A 17,407-nucleotide genomic window follows, 5' to 3' on the forward strand; every position below is an offset into this window, starting at 1 on the left:
GGTGGGGCGACTGATCCTGATGGGCCATGTGATACTGCGGCAAGACCCTACGAGATCCTCTTGTGATCCGCAGCGCTGAAGTAAATGATTTTACTTTAAATGCCCTCGGAAGGAGCAAAAAGGTGCAAACTACGACGTAGTCGGCTCAGTTCGCCGTACCTCCGAAAGCACTCGGTAGCCCGGTTGGGGTCTTGGTGGCAGGCTCGGGCTGCTTACTCAGGAACCACTCCGAGCGGCGGATCTCGCCCATCGCGGTGCGGCGGGTGTCGCGGTCGAGTCGATCCAGGTAGAGCATGCCGTCCAGATGGTCGTTCTCGTGTTGCAGGCACCGGGCCATGAGGCCCGAACCGCGCAGTGTGACCGGTTCGTTGCGCAGATCTACTCCTCGTACCACCGCGTACTGGGCCCGCCGCGTGGTGTACCACAACTCGGGTACCGACAGGCACCCTTCGTTGTCCTCCTGGATCTCCGTCGAGAGTTCCACGATCTCGGGGTTGATGAGGTAGCCCATCTCGCCGTCGATGTTGTAGCTGAAGGCTCGCAGACTCACCCCGATCTGCGGAGCCGCGACCCCCGCCCGTCCGGGAGAGTCAACGGTGTCGAGCAGATCGCGCACCAACGCTTCGGTGTGGTGGTCAAACGTGGTGATAGGGGCTGCCGGCGTCGTCAACACCGGATCGCCGAAGTGCACGATAGGCCGCATCGTCATAGCGGTAAGGGTATCGGCACGCGCCGGGCGATTCGTCGGTTTCGCCGGAGCCGGCAGCGCGGGCACCGTGGTGCTTCGGATCACGCCGGGCTGGGGTACAGCGCGTCGTCGAGCACCATCTCGATGTAGTCCAGCGCCGCTCGGCGCCGTTCCAAAGCGTTGCGGTACAGCGAGGGAAGCTTGGAGTCGCGCCGCACGCGTAGACACTCGTTGACGATTCTGTGCCATCGCTGAGGGAAGGCGTGCAGCGCGTAGAACCCCGCCCCCGACTTGGACGTGATTTCGCTGGTGCGCAGCGTGAAGTGCAGCCGGCTCACGCTCAGCACGCTCCACGACGGTGCCAGGGAGCCCAGAGCCGCCAAGCCGCGGGGGGTAACCAATTGGCCGGCCTTGGCCCGCCAGCGCCGCCAGTGCTCCTCAAGGTTGCCAAACGACCAGGCGCGCAGTCCCTCGGGCTCGTCCCAAACGTCGAGTTCCACCGGCACCGGTCCGCGGATAGTGACCCCCCGCTCGGCCAGGACATGCCACGTCACCGGGTTGACGTCGGCGCTGCCTCGATTGCGGAACCGGCCCGAAGCCACCGACGCGATCGGCCCGCAGGCCATAGGGTCGCCGACCAGGTCTTCCCACGTGACATGGATGCCGTTGAACTGCGGGCGTGGAAAGCGAGATCGCATCCGCGAGTGCACGCGACGGAGCGCATCACGGTCACCGTCGGTCAACCGGCGAGACACGACTACCACGAAGTCGACGTCGCTGGCGTGTGGCCGGTAGTCGCCCAGGGCAACCGAGCCAGTCAGGTAGAGGCCCTCCACTAAGCCCGGGGTCTCGACGTCGACGTCGGTAAGAAACGTCTCGGCCATGGTCCGCACTTGTGGATGGATCGCCATGTGATCTCCAGTCTGATCCGCTGGTGAGTGATTCGTGCTTGTTTTCACCTGTGTCGGGTCGGCTGCCCGGCTCTTTGGCATCGTGCTCCCGCCAATGGCCGCTGCCGCCTCGCCGTTATCTGGTAGAGGGCTGGTCCGTCCCGAAGCGAGCCCTGGTACAGGAGGCGGCGAAGCGGGGCATCCCGCGTGGTACTTCACCATTTCCCGCACCCAGGGTTGACCTCGGTATCTGGCACATTGACACCAAGTGTGAGAGGCAATGCGGCCGATGGCAAGTAATCCTGTCCGAGACTCGCTCTACTTACCAGCGTCGGCGGGGCGCAAACTATCTCAGCGGTGGACCGGAATCTATCTCAGCGGTGGCGGACAGGGGCCACGGACCTCTCAGCGGCATCACGCAGCGGGGTTCTTAGGTGCGCGCGCCTTTGCGTGGCCCCCGAAAATCCCGCGGCGGGCGCACCGCGGGATCACGCGGTGCGCCAAGAAGCGCGTAAGTTACCTGTCGAAAGGGGAGTGCGTCCCGCAGGACGGACACCTACCTCGACGAGATTAAGAGAAACTCATGGAGCAGCCTACTTCTGCCCAGGTCGACCGGTGGATACACAAAGGAACCAAGCTGTTCGCCGATGCCATCGCCGAGCTCGCCGATGCCGAATTTCGCGCTCCGTCGCTGCTGCCCGGGTGGACCCGTGCACATGTCATCGCCCACGTGGTGGGTAACGCCAAAGCTTTGCTGAACCTGCTCACCTGGGCACGCACCGGTGTTGAGACACCGATGTACGCCAGCGATGAGGCTCGCGCCACCGAGATCGAAGAACGGGCCCAGGAGCCTCCGGAATGGCTGCGGGCCGAGTTCGCCGCCTCTGCTCGCGAGCTCGATGACGGGCTGGCGGCACTGGCGCCGGAGCACCTGGACCGCCCTCTCCACACCCGGCAGGGGACGTCGGTCACCGCACGCCAGGTGCCGTGGCTACGCACCGGGGAACTATGGCTGCACCTGGTGGATCTCGACATCGGTCACACTTGTGCCGACTTTCCCACCGACCTCGTCGATGCCCTGCTGGCACGGGTTACCGCTGATCGCAGCGCCGCCCGTTCCTGCCCTTGGCTGCTGCTCGCCCCCACTGATCGGGAGCGGGAGTGGGAAGTCACCTCCGGTACCACTGCCAGTTCCCCCGTGCGCGTCACCGGCACTGCCGCTGAGGTCCTCGCTTGGCTGACGGGCCGCAGCACCGGGAGCGGACTACACACCGACAGCGGTGGGGTTCCCGCCCTGCCGGCCTGGCTGTGACCGTGCCGTTTCCGCGGCAACCCCGCACCCGCCCTGCCTCTAGGAGCAGCGACGGCCTGCGGGGGTGCTTCTATGGGTTTGTCAAGCCGGGGGGTGGGCTGTGCCTGGAGGGTTTGCCGTTGGCTCGTGCCTCGATCGCTTCGCGATCTCAGCAGCCCGGGGCGGGCTGTGCCTGAGGTGGCACGGGTACCACGACAGGGGCTGGGGCCGACGTGGAGCCACCACCCCGACAAGGCAGGCGGAGGCCGGGGCCGACGCCGTAACCGGGCAGACGGGAACGAGACCACCACCACAACCGGGCAGACGGGAGCGGGGTCGACGCCGTGACGAGGCAACCAGGGGGCGAGCACCGTGACCGGGCAGACGGGAGCGGGGTCGACGCCGTGACGAGGCAACCAGGAGGCGAGCACCACGACAAGGCAGACGGGGCGGCTCGGCGGGTTCCGGCGTGTTCTCAGCCACCACCCCACCGGCATACCCCCCACACCAGCAGCACCCGGCACAACAGCGGTGCGTCAAAGACACAGCGCCCTCGTCAAAGCTGCCGAGATCGTGAAGCGATCGAGGCACGAGCGACGAAAAACCCCGCACGCTCTCCTCAGACCGAAGCCACACCCCGCCACATTGCCCCCGGGGGGGTGCTTCTATGGGTTTGTCAAGCCGGGGGGTGGGCTGTGCCTGGAGGGTTTGCCGTTGGCTCGTGCCTCGATCGCTTCGCGATCTCAGCAGCCCGGGGCGGGCTGTGCCTGAGGTGGCACGGGTACCACGACAGGGGCTGGGGCCGACGTGGAGCCACCACCGCGACAAGGCAGGTGGAGGCCGGGGCCGACGCCGTAACCGGGCAGACGGGAACGAGACCACCACCACAACCGGGCAGACGGGGGCGGGGTCGACGCCGTGACGATGCAACCAGGGGGCGAGCACCGTGACCGGGCAGAGGGGGCGGCTCGGCGGGTTCCGGCGTGTTCTCAGCCACCACCCCACCGGCATACCCCCCACACCAGCAGCACCCGGCACAACAGCGGTGCGTCAAAGACACAGCGCCCCCGTCAAAGCTGCCGAGATCGCGAAGCGATCGAGGCACGAGCGACGAAAAACCCCGCACGCTCTCCCCAGACCGAAGCCACACCCCGCCACATTGCCCCCGGGGGGAGCGCAGCCGCGGTCGTAGCGGAAAGCCCTGTCGCTTCCCGTAGGCGGGTGACCGCAGCACGCGGCCACCCGCTCCCATCGGACACACGTGGGCGCCGGCGCGGGATGTGGGGGAGGGGGTGGGGGCGAAGGGGGTCAGGTCAGCAGCACACAGCGCAGGGGGTCACTCACCCTTGCCGCGCCGGTAGCCGTCGTGGCGGGACAGGTTGAGTGCGGTGGTCACCAAAGGCACGTGGCTAAACGCTTGGGGGAAGTTGCCCACGAGCCGCCCGGCCTCGGGATCGAACTCCTCGGCGAGCAGCCCAACCTCGTTGCGCAGGGCCAGCAGCCGGTCGAACAGGGAGCGGGCCTCCTTTTCGCGCCCGATGGACAGCAGGGCGTTGGCCATCCAGAAGCTGCACGCCAGGAAGGCGCCCTCGCTGCCGGGAAGCCTGTCGGCGGTGTCTTCCCGGTCGGTGCGGTAACGCAGCACGAACCCGTCGACCATCAGTTCGTCGCGAATCGCTTCGATAGTGCCCACAACTCGAGGGTCGCTGTAAGGGAGGAACCCGACTTCGGGGATGAGCAGCAGCGCGGCGTCGAGTTCGTGGCTGCCGTAGTACTGGGTGAAGGTGTTGCGCTTGGCGTCGTAGCCGTACTCGCACACCTCGGCATGGATAGTGTCGCGCAGGGAGCGCCACCGCTCCAAAGGCCCCTCCTTGCCGAAGTCCTCGATCATGCGTACGGCCCGGTCGGCCGCCACCCACGCCATCACCTTGGAATGGACGAAGTGCTGGCGGGGGCCGCGCACTTCCCACAACCCCTCGTCGGGTTCGTCCCAACACCATTCGAGGTAGTTGACCAGGGAACGTTGCAGTCCCCATATGTGCTCGCTGCTGTGCAGGCCCGACCGTCGCGCCAGGTGCAGCACGTCCATGACCTCGCCGTAGACGTCGAGCTGGTATTGGCCCACAGCGGCGTTGCCGATGCGCACGGGCCGGGAGTTCTCATAGCCGGGCAGCCAGTCGGCCTCCCACTCCGAGAGCCGCCGTTCCCCGCGGATACCGTACATGATCTGCATGTGTTGGGGTTCGCCGGCCACGGCCCGCACCAGCCACTCCCGCCACGCCGACGCCTCTTCGGTGTAGCCGCTGCGGATGAGGGCCTCCAGGGTGATGGTGGCGTCGCGCAGCCAGCAGTAGCGGTAGTCCCAGTTGCGCACCCCGCCGATCTCTTCGGGCAGCGACGAGGTGGGAGCGGCGACGATGCCGCCGGTAGGTCGGTAGGTGAGGGCTTTGAGGGTGATCAGGGAACGCACCACGGCGTCGCGGTACCGGCCCTCGTAGGCACAGGTGTCGACCCAGTCTCGCCAGAACCGTTCGGTGCGTGAGAGCGCTTTCTCGGCATCCAGATGGTCGGACTCCTCCTCGTGAGAGGGGTGCCAGGTCATGATGAAGGGGATACGCTGGCCGGCGCTGACGGTGAAGGTGCTGTCGTGAACGAAGTTGTGGCCTTCCAAGGGGATCGAGGAACTCAGCCACACCGAGTCGGGGCCGGCGACGGCCACCAATTCGGTGCCGCTGCGGTGTATCCACGGCACCACATTGCCGTAGTCGAAGCGCAGGCGCAGCTCGGTGCTCATCTGCACCGAGCCGCTCACGCCTTCGACGATCCGGACGACGTGTGGTTTGCCGCCGCGGGGCGGCATGAAGTCGATGACGCGGACCGCGCCCTCATCGGTCTCCCACTCCGTCTCCAGGATGAGAGTGTCGGTCCGGTAGCGGCGGCGTGTGGCGTGGGTTTCGCCTGAGGCTGGGCGGAGCCACCAGTTGCCGTTTTGCTCATCGCCCAGCAGAGAGGAGAAGCATGCGGGAGAGTCGAAGTCGGGGAGACACAGCCATTCGATGGAACCGTCGCGGCCCACAAGAGCGGCGGTCTGCATGTCACCGATCAGCGCATAGTCCTCAAGCCGGCCAGACACGCGGCTCACCCCCCAATTCACCAAGATCGTATTTCTCGCGGACGTACGCTATCCCAATTCGGGGTGCCATTTTGGCCTTATGGGAAGGTTCACGGAGGTATCTCGATCGCAACCTGCCCGTGGTTGCACGTAGTCCGGGATCGACTGTCGCGCTCGGTCGTATGCCGGAAGGTCACGTTCATGCGGCATTCTGCTCACGCTACCGGGCACAGAAGCAGAAAACATGACCTTCTGCCGTAAGTGTGAAGCACTGGACATATCAGGTACATGCCCAGCTCCAAGCGTTAGAAGCCCCGAAAGTGGGAAGAATCCCCTTCACTTCCGCGTGTCGCCTTGCGTTAGGTTGGGGCCGCTAGGAGCGGGTGCCGTCGTCCATTGTGGCGGACTCCACACGCAGCAGTGGGAGGAAGAGCTGGGTGAGAGGCCCGATGGCCAGGGCAAACGCCAAAGTCCCCACTCCCACGGCGCCGCCCAGAACGAAACCGATCGCCACAACGGTGACCTCGATACAGGTGCGCGCGAGTCGGATCGACAGTCCGCGTTGGGCCAGGCCGGTCATCAATCCGTCGCGTGGCCCCGGCCCCAACCCCGCGCCGATGTAGCAGCCGGTGGCCAGGGCTATGCTGACGATGCCCATCACCAGGAGTCCCACGCGCGCCGGGAGTCCCTCGGGTTCGGGCAACAGCCACAGTGACAGGTCCAGTGACACCCCGATGACCACCACATTGCTGAGGGTGCCGATACCGGGCCGTTGCCGCAACGGTATCCATAGCAGCATCAGCGCGCCGCCCACCAGCACGCTCCACCCCCCAATGGAGATCGGGGTGTGCAGCGCCAGCCCTTGATGGAACACGTCCCATGGCACCGCCCCCAAGTCAGAGGCGACCTGTAACGCACCGCCCAGCCCGTAGCAGTACAGGCCAAGGTAGAGCTGGAGCAGCCGCCGCGCCCGGGGGCGCGGCAGTACCGGCGTGAGCAGTACCCGGCCGGCCAGCCGCGCGCACGTGGCTCTACCGCGGCGCACCAACGGACGGATCAGTGAGAACGTGCCAGACTGAGTCATGTCGATAGTATTGGCTCCATCTGTGGGTGATTTATAGGGCCAATATGAGGAAGTGGCACTGTGAAGGTTGGCGATAGGCGGATCAACGGCCGGCTACTCGCCAGGTTGATTGGGTCCAATCTGGCGGAGCGGCCCTACTATCTGGCCATCGGGCGCGCGATCAGCGGGCTCGTTCTCGACGGCCGGGTCCCCACCCACACGCGGCTGCCCGCCGAGCGCGACCTCGCCACCGCTGTGGGGGTGAGCCGCAACACCGTCACCGCCGCCTACGCCTGGCTGCGCGAGAACGGTTACCTCGACAGCCGGCAGGGGGCGGGCAGTTGGACGGTCCTGCCCAACACCACTGCGGGCACCGCAACCCCGTTCGTGCCCCACACCGAGCACATCGACCTCGGCGTTGCCGCCCCGGCCGCCATCGACGGCCTGGACGAGGCCGCTCGTCTGGCTGCCGACCACCTCACCGCCCACCTCGGTGGGCAGGGCTACGGTCCCTACGGCCTGCCCGAACTCCGCCACGCCATCGCCCGGCGCTATGTCGAACGCGGCCTGCCCACCACCCCCGAGCAGATCTTCGTGACCAACGGCGCGCAGCAGGGCGTCGCGTTGCTGATGGAACTTCTGGCCGAGCCGGGCGAGTCAGTCCTCGTGGAGTCGCCCACCTACCCCCATCCGCTCGCCACACTGCGCCACCTCGGCGCCCGCCTGCGCACCGTCGGCGTCTCGCAGCAAGGCTGGGACATGGACTATGTCGTCGACGCCTTCCGGCAGTACCACCCGCGTCTGGCCTATCTGCTGCCCGACTTCCAAAACCCCACCGGCGCCCTGATGGACGACACCGAACGCCGCAGCCTGGTCGCCGAGGCGCGCCGGGCCAGAACATCGCTCATCGTCGACGAGACCGTCGCCGAGTTGGCCATCGACGCCGGCGACCAGCCCGCGCCCATGGCCGCCTACGATGACGACGGCCGGGTCTTCACCGTGGGCTCGGCGGCCAAACTGTTGTGGGGCGGGCTGCGCATCGGCTGGATTCGCTGCGCAGCGCCGATGGTGTCGCGGCTGATGACGTTGCGCCAGCGCTTCGACCTCTCCAGTCCCATCCTGGAGCAGTTGACGGTCACCCACCTCCTCGCCGACGTGGTGCGCGTACGCGCCGAACGCAGCAGCGAGCTGCGCCGCAACCGCGACGCTCTCGTGACCGCCCTCCGCTCCCACCTGCCCAATTGGCGCTTCACCACCCCTAGCGGCGGGCTGGTGATCTGGGCCAAGCTGCCCCAACCCGTGGCCACCACCCTGGGCGAGACCGCGCTCAGCCACGGTGTCCACCCGGCTCCCGGACCGGTGTTTGGAGCAGAGGGCACCATGGAGCACTACGTGCGCCTGGCCTACACCCATCCCCCCGAAGTCCTCACCGACGCCGTGCGTCGCCTCGCCGGCGCCTACGCCGACACCGTCGCCCGCCCCGCTCCCGCCGCCCGCGAACTCTACGTCTAGCCGGGCTGGCCCGGGAAGGCAGGACCTGCTTCGCGGGACCCCAGCGAGCGCACGGCCCCTATCCCGGTCCGAGCCGGCGGCCTCGGCCGATACCCTTAGCTCACGGCCAACTGGCCGCATCGAGCCAGCACAGCCAATTGTCAGTGCCTCCCGCTAGGCTGAGCGCCACAATCGGCTCGCCATCGCGCGTGATGGTGGTGCGGTGTCACCACGACACCCCCGAGCCGCTTTGGGAGCGGCTTCGCCCCACCTTCTAGGGTGGAAGAGAAGGCGGGAACCGAGCCGCGCTCGTCCGAGACGCCCCGCCACCGCCGAGGGAGGTGCACCCATGCTGGCCGATTCCTATGGCAGGATCGCCACCGATCTCCGCGTTTCCCTGACCGACCGTTGCAATCTGCGCTGCACGTACTGCATGCCGGCCGAAGGTTTGGAGTGGTTGCCCAAGCCAGAACTGCTCACCGACGAGGAGGTGCTGCGGCTCATCCGCATCGGTGTCACCCTGCTTGGTATCGACGAGGTGCGTTTCACCGGGGGCGAGCCGCTGCTGCGGCGCGGCCTGGCCGACATCGTGGCCGGTACGGCCGCCATGAGCCCGCGCCCCAAGACAGCGCTGACCACCAACGGCATCGGTCTGGCCCGCACCGCCTCGACCCTGGCCTCCGCCGGCCTGGACCGGGTCAACGTCTCCCTCGACACGTTGCGCGGCGACCGTTTTGAGCAGTTGGCTCGGCGCCGCAGGCTCGACGACGTCTTGGCGGGCATGGCCGGCGCCGCCGAGGCGGGGCTCACCCCCGTCAAAGTCAACACCGTGCTGATGCGCGACATCAACGATGACGAGGCTGTCGATCTCCTCCACTTCTGTCTGGAGCACGGCTACCAGTTGCGGTTCATCGAGCAGATGCCGCTCGACGCCCAGCACGGCTGGCGCCGCGACACCATGATCACCGCCGACGAGATTTTCGCCCACCTGCGTTCGGTCTTCACACTGGAACCGGCCGACACCCACACCCGCGGTAGCGCCCCGGCGGAACTGTTCTACGTCGACGGTGGTCCCGCCACGGTGGGTGTCATCGGGTCGGTCACGCGCCCCTTCTGCGGCGCCTGCGATCGGGTGCGGCTGACCGCCGACGGCCAGATCCGCAACTGCCTGTTCGCCCGCGAGGAGTCCGATCTGCGCACCCCGCTGCGCGAGGGGGCCAGCGACGAGGAGATCGCCGAGCGCTGGCGCGCCGCGGTGGCCCGCAAGATGCCTGGCCATGGCATCAACAACCCCGACTTTCTCCAGCCCGTCCGCTCCATGTCGGCTATCGGCGGCTGAGGCCGCGACTTCCGCCGCCCCTGCGGCTACGAGAGCACTTTCCGTCGGGCTGGTTCGGCGCACCAGCTCCGACGGCGGGCGCGCCAGGCGAGGTGTAGCCGTTGGGAAGTGGCAAGGGCGAAAAACCCGTTGCCTCGAATGGCCGGTTCTGGCGTTATGGAGACGGCGCTGCGGCGCCGGCGACTCACCCCTGTACCACGGCGAAGGAGGTGGCCCATGCCCTATACCGAAACGCCCGGCAGTCGCGTGCCGATCCGTATGTGGGCCGACCCGCACACGGTCGAAGACGCCGCCATGGGCCAACTCCAGCGGGTCACCATGTTGCCGTGGGTCCATGGAGTGGCCGTCATGCCAGATGTTCACTATGGCAAGGGAGCCACGGTCGGCTCGGTCATCGCTATGCGCGACGCCGTCTGTCCAGCCGCCGTCGGGGTGGATATCGGCTGCGGCATGACCGCAGTGCGCTCCACACTCACCGCCCAGGACCTCCCCGACGACTTGAGGCGGCTGCGCTCAGAGTTGGAGCGCGCCATCCCGGTCGGCCAGCGGGCCCACAACCGCCCCGTGGACCCGGGACGCGTCTATGGGCTGCGCACCAGCGGCTGGGATGAGTTCTGGCGGGAGTTTGACCGGCTGGCCCCGACAGTACAGTCGCGCCGAGAGCGAGCCGCTCGCCAGATCGGAACGCTAGGGGGCGGTAACCACTTCCTGGAGGTCTGTGTCGACGACGAGGGCGCGGTGTGGGTCGTTTTACACTCCGGATCGCGCAACATCGGCAAGGAGTTGGCCGAGTACCACATCGCCCGCGCCCAGCGGCTCCCGCACAACAAGGACCTGCCCGACCGGGATCTCGCGGTATTTGTCGCGGACACGCCGGAGATGGTCGACTATCGCCGCGACCTGTTCTGGGCTCAGGACTACGCGCGCCGCAACCGCGACGTCATGATGGGGCTGGCCTGCGAGGTGGTGCGCCGCCAGTTTCCCGGCGTCCGGTTCCCGCAGTGGATCTCTTGTCATCACAACTACGTGGCCGAGGAGACCTACGGCGACACTGACGTGCTGGTCACCCGTAAGGGCGCGATCCGCGCCGGCCGCGGTGACGTGGGCATCATCCCTGGCTCTATGGCCACGGGAACCTACATTGTGCGGGGGGTGGGCAATGAGGCATCGTTCAACTCCGCCTCGCACGGTGCGGGCCGGCGCATGAGCCGTTCCAAGGCCCGCAAGACGTTCACCGAAGCCGATCTCGTGGCGCAGACCCAAGGCGTGGAGTGCCGTACCGATGCCGGGGTCGTCGACGAGATTCCCGCGGCCTACAAGGATCTGTCGCAGGTCATGGACGCACAGCGAGATCTCGTCGAGGTCGTCGCCCACCTGCGCCAGGTGGTGTGTGTCAAGGGTTGAGGGCCCGGACGGTCGACCGCCCGAGCCGGTCGGGGCGGAATCGGAGACTAATTCCGCGGCCGCCCCTGTTTTCGGGTATCCGTTAGTCGGTGGTGGGCGTTACCCGTGCAGTTGTTTTCCGTTTTGCTGGAATCGCTTCTTTCCCAAGGGCGGCCACCTATTTCTGTCCCCCTCCTGCGTCCCATTTCCGGCAGGCTACTATCGCGGGGATCAGCATCATGTCGGCATAGGGCTGAGTTGGTGCTGTGCCGTTATGGAATAGTGGTGCGTCGGTAGCACCCTGGGCACTGGTGTGGCCTCACCGGTGATGGCCGCCGGGCCGCTGCTTCCTTTAGCGCGTATCTGGCGCGCATCCGTGATCGGGACACACCTTTTCCAAACCGATCGACGGCTTATTCCGTGCCCGCCGTAGCCATTGCGCTACAGATCGCCGATAGGATAGATCAACTCGCCTGAAACAGGCGCGCGTTTACCGCGCTGCGTCATTTTTTCGTCGCTGGAGTGGCCGGTATTTCATAACGATTCCCATCTATGCGGTTTCGTCTATTGCCGCAAGGGCAGTCTCAGCCGTGGAGTCCCGACCTCCGGTTTCCCCTGAAACCGGGCGATTGTGACATGGGAGATAGTAATGAACACGAGCTTGATCATCGGTGCTCTCCTATGCGTCGCTGTCGCGGCGGTAGCGATCGCCGGGACGCTCGTGCTGCTGTCTCAACGGCGGCGTCGCCACCTTCGCGCCAGGTTCGGTCCGGAGTACGAGCGGGAGGTCCACCGCCGCGGCAGCCGACTCACCGCCGAGCGCGCGTTGGCCCACAGGCAAAGACGCCATGCACGGTTCCACTTGCGCTCCCTGCCCGCCTATGAGCGCGACGAATACACCGAGGAGTGGAGCCGCATCCGGGAACGCTTCGTCGACACGCCCCTGGCAGCGGTACACGCAGCCGATGACCTGGTGACGAAGGTGATGGCGGCGTGCGGCTACCCGGTGGGCGACCATGACCAGCAAATCGCCGATCTCTCGGTCGACCACGTCGACACGGTCGAGGAGTACCGGCGGGCCCGCGAGATCGTGGCCCGCGCCGAAGGCGGCGGCGCTACGACCGAGGATCTGCGCACGGCCATGGTCCACTACCGCGCGCTCGTCTCGGCCCTGGTCGGGCGCGACCTCCCCCGGAAGCGTCCCGCCCCCTCCGATGTCGGTGAGCTCCAGTGACCTCGGCTGCCTGTTGACCTCACACCCTCGATCGATGCTTGCAAGCGCCGGCTCCCCAACGGAGCCCCGCGGCGAATGGAGACAGTTCGGTGAACCCCGACAGTGGCGCCCCCGCAGGGCGCACCCCCATGAGCGCCGACGACGCCGCCACGCTCAGGAGGCGTGAGGCGCGCTGGAACTGGCGCGCCGAGAAGCGGCGAGCCGAGATGACAGCCCGCAGCGACGCCTCCGTGAACCCCATTAGCTGGGAAAGCGAGGAGCAGTCCACCGACGGCGCCCCGGAACAGCCCGAGCCCGCCCCCGCGGCGGCGGCCGATGAACCCGCCCCCGAACCAGCCGATACGGCTCAGCACTCCGAGCGCGACGAACAGGCCGCAACCACCGCGCCCAGCGCGACGAGCGCAGCCGAGGAGGCCCCGGCGGCCGTCGAGCCCGGTGCGCCGCTGGTCGAACCGGTGGCCGCCGAGCGGCTGCGGCGCCGCTGGCGCGAGCTGCAAGGCGAGTTCGTCGACGACCCCACCGCCTCGGTACACGACGCCGATCAGCTCGTCGAGGAGGTTGTCGAAGCCGTCATCGCCACGCTCGGCGAGCGCCACCACAACGTGCAGCGACGCTGGCAGGACGGCGCGCCCGACACTGAGGAGCTACGCCTGACCTTGCGGGACTACCGCTCGCTGCTGCACCGGATGCTGGGCGACGCAACGAGCTGAGCTGCGTGGGGCTGCCGTAAGCTGCTGCCACGCCAGCCACGTCGCCGCGGAGGGGGTCATGTCCTCGCTGGAGCCATTCGACGCCGTCATCTTGGCCGGGGGCCGGGCCCGGCGGTTGGGTGGGGCCGACAAGCCCGGCCTGGCGGTGGGCGAAACGACGCTGCTGGAGCGGGTGGCCGCCGCGGCCGGTGCCGCCCGGCGCACGGTCGTGGTGGGGCCGCCCCGGTCGCGCCCCTCGGCCAGCTATGTGCGCGAGGACCCGCCCGGCGGTGGCCCGGTGGCGGCCCTACGCGCCGGAATGGCGCTGGTCGACCAGCCGTGGCTGGCCTTGCTCGCCGGCGATCTGCCGTTCGTGCGCGCCGAGGCCCTCGACCGGCTGCGGCGGGAGGCGGCCCCGGACGCCGGAGCGGTCCTACTCGACCGGGAGGCCCACCCGCAGTGGCTGCTGGGCGTATGGCACACCGCGAGCCTGCGCGCCGCGCTCACCTCCTACCCGGGGCGCTCGCTGCGCGGCCTGCTCGCCCCGCTGGAGCCCGTGCGTCTGTCGCCGCAGCACCCCGACGACGTCACCGCACTCGACTGCGACACTCCTGAGGATCTGGCTCGCGCTCGGTCGGTCGCTGCCGCGGCGCCCGCCCCACCCGAGTGAGCCGCACGCGCCTGGACACGGCCCTCAGCCTTCGAACTCGCTGAACAGCACCGTCTCGCGCAGGAAGCCGCGCACATCGAGGAAGTTACTCAAAAACTCCACATGCTCGTCGCAGGCGAGCCACGTTTTCCTGCGGTCGGGGGTGTGAATCTTCGGGTTGTTCCACACCAGCACCCACCGGGCATCGGCCTGGCACCCCCTCCGGGAGCACAGCACCTCCTGCGGTGCGGTGGTCTCGTCGGGCTGGGCAGAGTCGTTGGACATCGTCGGTTACCCCCGTAGGAGAGTCAGGAGAACAGTCGCGGTCGCTGGCAAGCCGGCGCAAGGAATCGGCAAAGGATTCCCCCTCTCATAGAAAAGGCGACGCCGGGTGGCTACGGGGGCAAACCACCCGGCGTCGCGCACGGTGTTCCGACGGGGGCTCGAAACACCGGCTATGCGCTTCGACGGGGGACCGAAGCGCTGATTCCCAATGTACACCGCTCATCCCCGGTATACGTCAAGACTCTGTTACGACGTGATCTCGGGAGAGTCCCGCCCATTCGGTGGCCTTTGCCGCTCAAGCGCCGTCAATCGGTCGGTAAAAGACGCATGAGCTGACGTCTTTGCGGGTCAACTCCGGTCCAAGCATCTGCAAAAGTCGCGACTTCCCTTAGACCGCCTGGCTGACCGTGGACATGTTGAAATCGGCGACGCGCAGGGGCGGCATGGCCGTGCGGGAGAACGCGGGACCCACGTCGCGTGACAGCGCGGGAACGGTGGCCCCCACCTCGCTGACCCGATCTAACAGGTTCAACGGCGACTCGTTGAACCGGAAGTTGTTGACCGCGGCCGTGACCGCGCCGTCCTCCACGAGGTACACGCCGTCGCGCGTCAGGCCCGTCAGCAGCAGCGTCTGCGGGTCCACTTCCCTGATGTACCACAAACACGTCAGCAGGAGCCCCCGCTCGGTGCGCGCCACCATGTCGTCCAGGCTCGCCGAGGCCCCGGCCTGCCCCAACACCAGGTTGTCCCCCTCGGGGGTCAGCGCCATCCCGCTGCGCAGCGCCGAGTCGCGGGTCTGGCACAGCGCCGCCAACTCCCCGTCGCGAATCCAGTCGGTGCGCTCCAGCGCCAAACCGTTGTCGAACGCGGTGCAGCGCCGCCCCGGCGCGTCGGTGAGCACGAACGGCGCCGCTTCCAGCCCCGGCTGCGCGGGGTCGCTGTGCAGCGTCAGCGGCAACGACGACAGCCGTTCACCCACGCGCGTGGTCCCCGCTTCGGCACCTGACAGCGCGGTGCGCCCCTCCAGCGCGTCGCGGGCGCCCAGATTGGCGTAGAGCATGATGAGCAGGTCAGCACTAGCCTCGGGCGGCAGCAGCGTCTCGTAACGGCCCGGCGGCAGTTCCACGCTGCGCTGCCCCCACCCGATGCGCCGCTCCAGTTCGGCGTCGAGCGCGTCGGCGTCGACGTCGGTGAAGTCGCGGGTGGTGCGGCCCACCCACGCCGAGTTGGCCCCCGCGCGCGAGCGCGCGTTGAGTTCGACGGTTCCCGCCGGCTGGTCATGACGTAGCCGCAGCCCGGTCGAGGAACCGAAGAACGCCGAGGTCATGGTGTGCTCGGCATAGCCGTACAGCGCTGTGCTCGACTCGGCGTGGCGCCCAAACGCCCGCCCCAGCCCGCGGGAGAACTCCTCGAACACGCCGATCCCGGTCGTCGCCGGCGCCGCGTCCCAGTCCCCGCCGGCGGCCTCGGATTTGGTCAACAGCGGCTGCGCCCCCTCGACGGCGGGGGCGGCGCGGCTCGCCGCGTCGGCGGCGCCGACCAGATCGGGCAGTTCGTCCTCGCGCGGCCCCTCCCGCTCGACAACGCCGGCGGAGGTGCCCTGCGAGCCGTGCGTCAGCGCGATGACCGTGACGCTACGGCCGTGGGTGAGGCCGTTGGTGGTCAACGTGCTTCCGGCCCATCTCAGGTTGGCCGTGCCGGTCTCGCGCACGATCACCATGCAGTCGTCGGCGCGCGATAGCGCCAGCGCGCGTTCCACGGTGGACTGCGGTGACGACAGGGACTGGCTCACTTTCCTGCCTCCTGGGCGGTGTTGAGGACGCGGATGCCGGTGAACACGGCGCTGGGGCAGCCATGGCTGACTGCGGCGGCTTGGGCGGGCTGGCCCTTGCCGCACATGAACGACCCGCCCAGCACGTAGGTCTGCGGGCCGCCCAACGCGGCCATGGCATTCCAGAAGTCGGTGGTTGTGGCCTGATAGGCGACATCGCGCACCTGGCCGGCTAGGCGCCCGTTGGAGATCCGGTAGAAGCGCTGCCCAGTGAACTGGAAGTTATAGCGCTGCATGTCGATCGACCAGCTCCGATCGCCCACCACGTAGATCCCGTCGCTGACTCCCGAGATCAGTTCCGAGGTGGAGGGGCCCTCGGCGGCGGGAGCCAGCGACACGTTGGCCATCCGTTGGATGGGCATCGTGGCGGGGGAGTCGGCGAAGGCGCAGCCGTTGGAGCGCTCATAGCCGCGCAGGCGCGAGATACGGCGGTCGCGCTGGTAGCCCACGAGGACACCGTCGCGGATCAGGTCGAACGAGGAGGCGGCCACGCCCTCGTCGTCGTAGCCCACACTGGCCAGCCCGTGCTCGACGGTGCGGTCACCGGTGACGTTCATGATCGGCGCGCCGTAGCGCAGCGAGCCCAACTGGTCGACGGTGGCAAACGAGGTGCCGGCGAAGGCCGCCTCATAGCCCAGCGCCCGGTCCAGTTCGGTGGCGTGGCCGATCGACTCGTGGATCGTCAGCCATAGGTTCGAGGGGTCGATCACCAGATCGTAGGTCCCGGGCTCCACACTGGGGGCGGCCAGCTTCTCGGCGAGCAGTTCGGGCAGCTCGCCCAGCTCACTTTCGAGCGTGGCGACGTACTCATAGCCCGCGCCGGCCGGCGGGGTGAGGGTGCGCATGCTCTCCAGACGGCCTTCGCGGGCGCAGAGCACCTCCATGACCGGAGCGAGCCGGACGCGCTGCTGGGTGGTGACGGTGCCGGCGCTGTCGGCGTAGAACTTCTGTTCTTTGACTTGCCATAGCCGGGCGTCGACGTGGTCGATGCGGTCATCGGCCAGCACGCGCCGGCTCCAGGCGGCCAGCGTCTCGGTCTTGTCCCGAGTGGATACCTCGAAGGGGTCGATCTCGTAGGCCGAGACCCAGGTGGCCTCCGGGTGGGCGGGCTCGGCGGCGAGCTCGATGCGTTCGGTGCTGATGGCCGCGGCGACCCTGGCCACCTCCACCGCCTCGGTAGCCACCGCCGCCACGGCGTCGGCGGTCAACTCGGTGCCCGCGGCAAAGCCCCACGTGCCCTCGTGGATCACGCGGACGGCGAAGCCGAGGGAGTCATGGTCGGCCGCGGTCTCCACCGCCGCATCGGCCAGGACAAGGCTTTGTTGCCGGATGCGTTCGAGCCGGAAGTCGGCGTGCTCGGCGCCGAGGTCCCGCGCGCGTTGCAGGGCCGCCGCGGCGAGGTCGCGCAGGGGCAGGGCGAGGAATTCGTCGTCGATATCGCGCACATGAGGCAACCTAGCGT

The 17,407-nt window shown here is 68.0% G+C and carries 14 protein-coding genes; 7 read left to right on the plus strand and 7 right to left on the minus strand.

Features of this window, described 5'->3' with window-relative positions; translation table 11 throughout:
* Nucleotides 1-145 precede the first annotated feature (145 nt).
* On the minus strand, nucleotides 146-709 hold the full coding sequence (def, locus tag ABD848_RS09555) for a peptide deformylase (protein WP_344969869.1): 564 nt from the start codon (nucleotides 707-709) through the stop codon (nucleotides 146-148).
* Between the two features lie 80 nt (nucleotides 710-789).
* Nucleotides 790-1,599, minus strand: a complete 810-nt coding sequence (locus ABD848_RS09560) for an aminoglycoside adenylyltransferase domain-containing protein (protein WP_344969872.1) — start codon at nucleotides 1,597-1,599, stop codon at nucleotides 790-792.
* A 562-nt stretch (nucleotides 1,600-2,161) separates the two neighbouring features.
* On the opposite strand from ABD848_RS09560, the gene ABD848_RS09565 reads away from it, so the two are divergent.
* The gene (locus tag ABD848_RS09565; protein WP_344969875.1) at nucleotides 2,162-2,890 is read left to right on the plus strand and encodes a maleylpyruvate isomerase family mycothiol-dependent enzyme; all 729 of its coding nucleotides are present in this window, start codon (nucleotides 2,162-2,164) and stop codon (nucleotides 2,888-2,890) included.
* A 1,315-nt stretch (nucleotides 2,891-4,205) separates the two neighbouring features.
* Here the strand turns inward: ABD848_RS09565 and ABD848_RS09570 are convergent.
* Together ABD848_RS09570 and yczE are read right to left on the minus strand one after the other, a co-directional pair.
* Entirely contained in the window at nucleotides 4,206-6,011 is a 1,806-nt protein-coding gene (locus ABD848_RS09570) for a glycoside hydrolase family 15 protein (RefSeq protein ID WP_344969877.1), read from the minus strand.
* A gap of 343 nt (nucleotides 6,012-6,354) precedes the next feature.
* Nucleotides 6,355-7,065: a membrane protein YczE gene (yczE, locus tag ABD848_RS09575; protein WP_344969880.1), complete on the minus strand. Its 711-nt coding sequence runs from the start codon at nucleotides 7,063-7,065 to the stop codon at nucleotides 6,355-6,357.
* A 60-nt stretch (nucleotides 7,066-7,125) separates the two neighbouring features.
* Between yczE and yczR the strand changes: the two genes are divergently transcribed.
* The 6 genes from yczR (at nucleotide 7,126) to mobA (ending at nucleotide 13,850) form a co-directional block, all read left to right on the plus strand.
* Nucleotides 7,126-8,556 carry a MocR-like transcription factor YczR gene (gene yczR / locus ABD848_RS09580; RefSeq protein ID WP_344969882.1) on the plus strand — a complete coding sequence of 477 codons (1,431 nt, stop codon included), beginning with the start codon at nucleotides 7,126-7,128 and terminating at the stop codon, nucleotides 8,554-8,556.
* Nucleotides 8,557-8,884: 328 nt separating this feature from the next.
* Complete coding sequence (gene moaA, locus ABD848_RS09585) at nucleotides 8,885-9,874, plus strand: GTP 3',8-cyclase MoaA (protein ID WP_344969885.1); 990 nt, start codon at nucleotides 8,885-8,887, stop codon at nucleotides 9,872-9,874.
* Nucleotides 9,875-10,090: 216 nt separating this feature from the next.
* Entirely contained in the window at nucleotides 10,091-11,278 is a 1,188-nt protein-coding gene (locus tag ABD848_RS09590; RefSeq protein ID WP_344969888.1) for an RtcB family protein, read from the plus strand.
* 628 nt (nucleotides 11,279-11,906) lie between these two features.
* Nucleotides 11,907-12,491, plus strand: coding sequence for a hypothetical protein (locus ABD848_RS09595; RefSeq protein WP_344969890.1), 585 nt, complete (start codon nucleotides 11,907-11,909; stop codon nucleotides 12,489-12,491).
* An 89-nt stretch (nucleotides 12,492-12,580) separates the two neighbouring features.
* Nucleotides 12,581-13,201 carry a hypothetical protein gene (locus tag ABD848_RS09600; RefSeq protein WP_344969892.1) on the plus strand — a complete coding sequence of 207 codons (621 nt, stop codon included), beginning with the start codon at nucleotides 12,581-12,583 and terminating at the stop codon, nucleotides 13,199-13,201.
* A 58-nt stretch (nucleotides 13,202-13,259) separates the two neighbouring features.
* Entirely contained in the window at nucleotides 13,260-13,850 is a 591-nt protein-coding gene (gene mobA, locus ABD848_RS09605; protein ID WP_344969895.1) for a molybdenum cofactor guanylyltransferase, read from the plus strand.
* Nucleotides 13,851-13,874: 24 nt separating this feature from the next.
* Here the strand turns inward: mobA and ABD848_RS09610 are convergent, their stop codons facing one another.
* The 3 genes from ABD848_RS09610 to ABD848_RS09620 form a co-directional block, all read right to left on the minus strand.
* Nucleotides 13,875-14,114, minus strand: a complete 240-nt coding sequence (locus ABD848_RS09610) for a hypothetical protein (protein ID WP_344969897.1) — start codon at nucleotides 14,112-14,114, stop codon at nucleotides 13,875-13,877.
* A gap of 388 nt (nucleotides 14,115-14,502) precedes the next feature.
* Nucleotides 14,503-15,906 (minus strand): metallopeptidase TldD-related protein, encoded by a 1,404-nt coding sequence (locus tag ABD848_RS09615; protein WP_344969900.1) that lies wholly within the window; start codon nucleotides 15,904-15,906, stop codon nucleotides 14,503-14,505.
* On the minus strand, nucleotides 15,903-17,390 hold the full coding sequence (locus ABD848_RS09620) for a TldD/PmbA family protein (RefSeq protein ID WP_344969903.1): 1,488 nt from the start codon (nucleotides 17,388-17,390) through the stop codon (nucleotides 15,903-15,905). The genes ABD848_RS09615 and ABD848_RS09620 overlap by 4 nt, the downstream gene beginning before the upstream one ends.
* Between the last annotated feature and the right edge of the window lie 17 nt (nucleotides 17,391-17,407).

Source organism: Salinactinospora qingdaonensis, from assembly GCF_039539445.1.
GTDB classification, from domain to species: Bacteria; Actinomycetota; Actinomycetes; order Streptosporangiales; family Streptosporangiaceae; genus Salinactinospora; species Salinactinospora qingdaonensis.

What these genes read in the sequence shown, in the direction of transcription:
- def (WP_344969869.1), bottom strand. Translation starts at nt 709, where the DNA reads ATGACGATGCGGCCTATCGTGCACTTCGGCGATCCGGTGTTGACGACG.
- ABD848_RS09560 (WP_344969872.1), bottom strand. Translation starts at nt 1,599, where the DNA reads ATGGCGATCCATCCACAAGTGCGGACCATGGCCGAGACGTTTCTTACC.
- ABD848_RS09565 (WP_344969875.1), top strand. Translation starts at nt 2,162, where the DNA reads ATGGAGCAGCCTACTTCTGCCCAGGTCGACCGGTGGATACACAAAGGA.
- yczE (WP_344969880.1), bottom strand. Translation starts at nt 7,065, where the DNA reads ATGACTCAGTCTGGCACGTTCTCACTGATCCGTCCGTTGGTGCGCCGC.
- moaA (WP_344969885.1), top strand. Translation starts at nt 8,885, where the DNA reads ATGCTGGCCGATTCCTATGGCAGGATCGCCACCGATCTCCGCGTTTCC.
- ABD848_RS09590 (WP_344969888.1), top strand. Translation starts at nt 10,091, where the DNA reads ATGCCCTATACCGAAACGCCCGGCAGTCGCGTGCCGATCCGTATGTGG.
- ABD848_RS09595 (WP_344969890.1), top strand. Translation starts at nt 11,907, where the DNA reads ATGAACACGAGCTTGATCATCGGTGCTCTCCTATGCGTCGCTGTCGCG.
- mobA (WP_344969895.1), top strand. Translation starts at nt 13,260, where the DNA reads ATGTCCTCGCTGGAGCCATTCGACGCCGTCATCTTGGCCGGGGGCCGG.
- ABD848_RS09610 (WP_344969897.1), bottom strand. Translation starts at nt 14,114, where the DNA reads ATGTCCAACGACTCTGCCCAGCCCGACGAGACCACCGCACCGCAGGAG.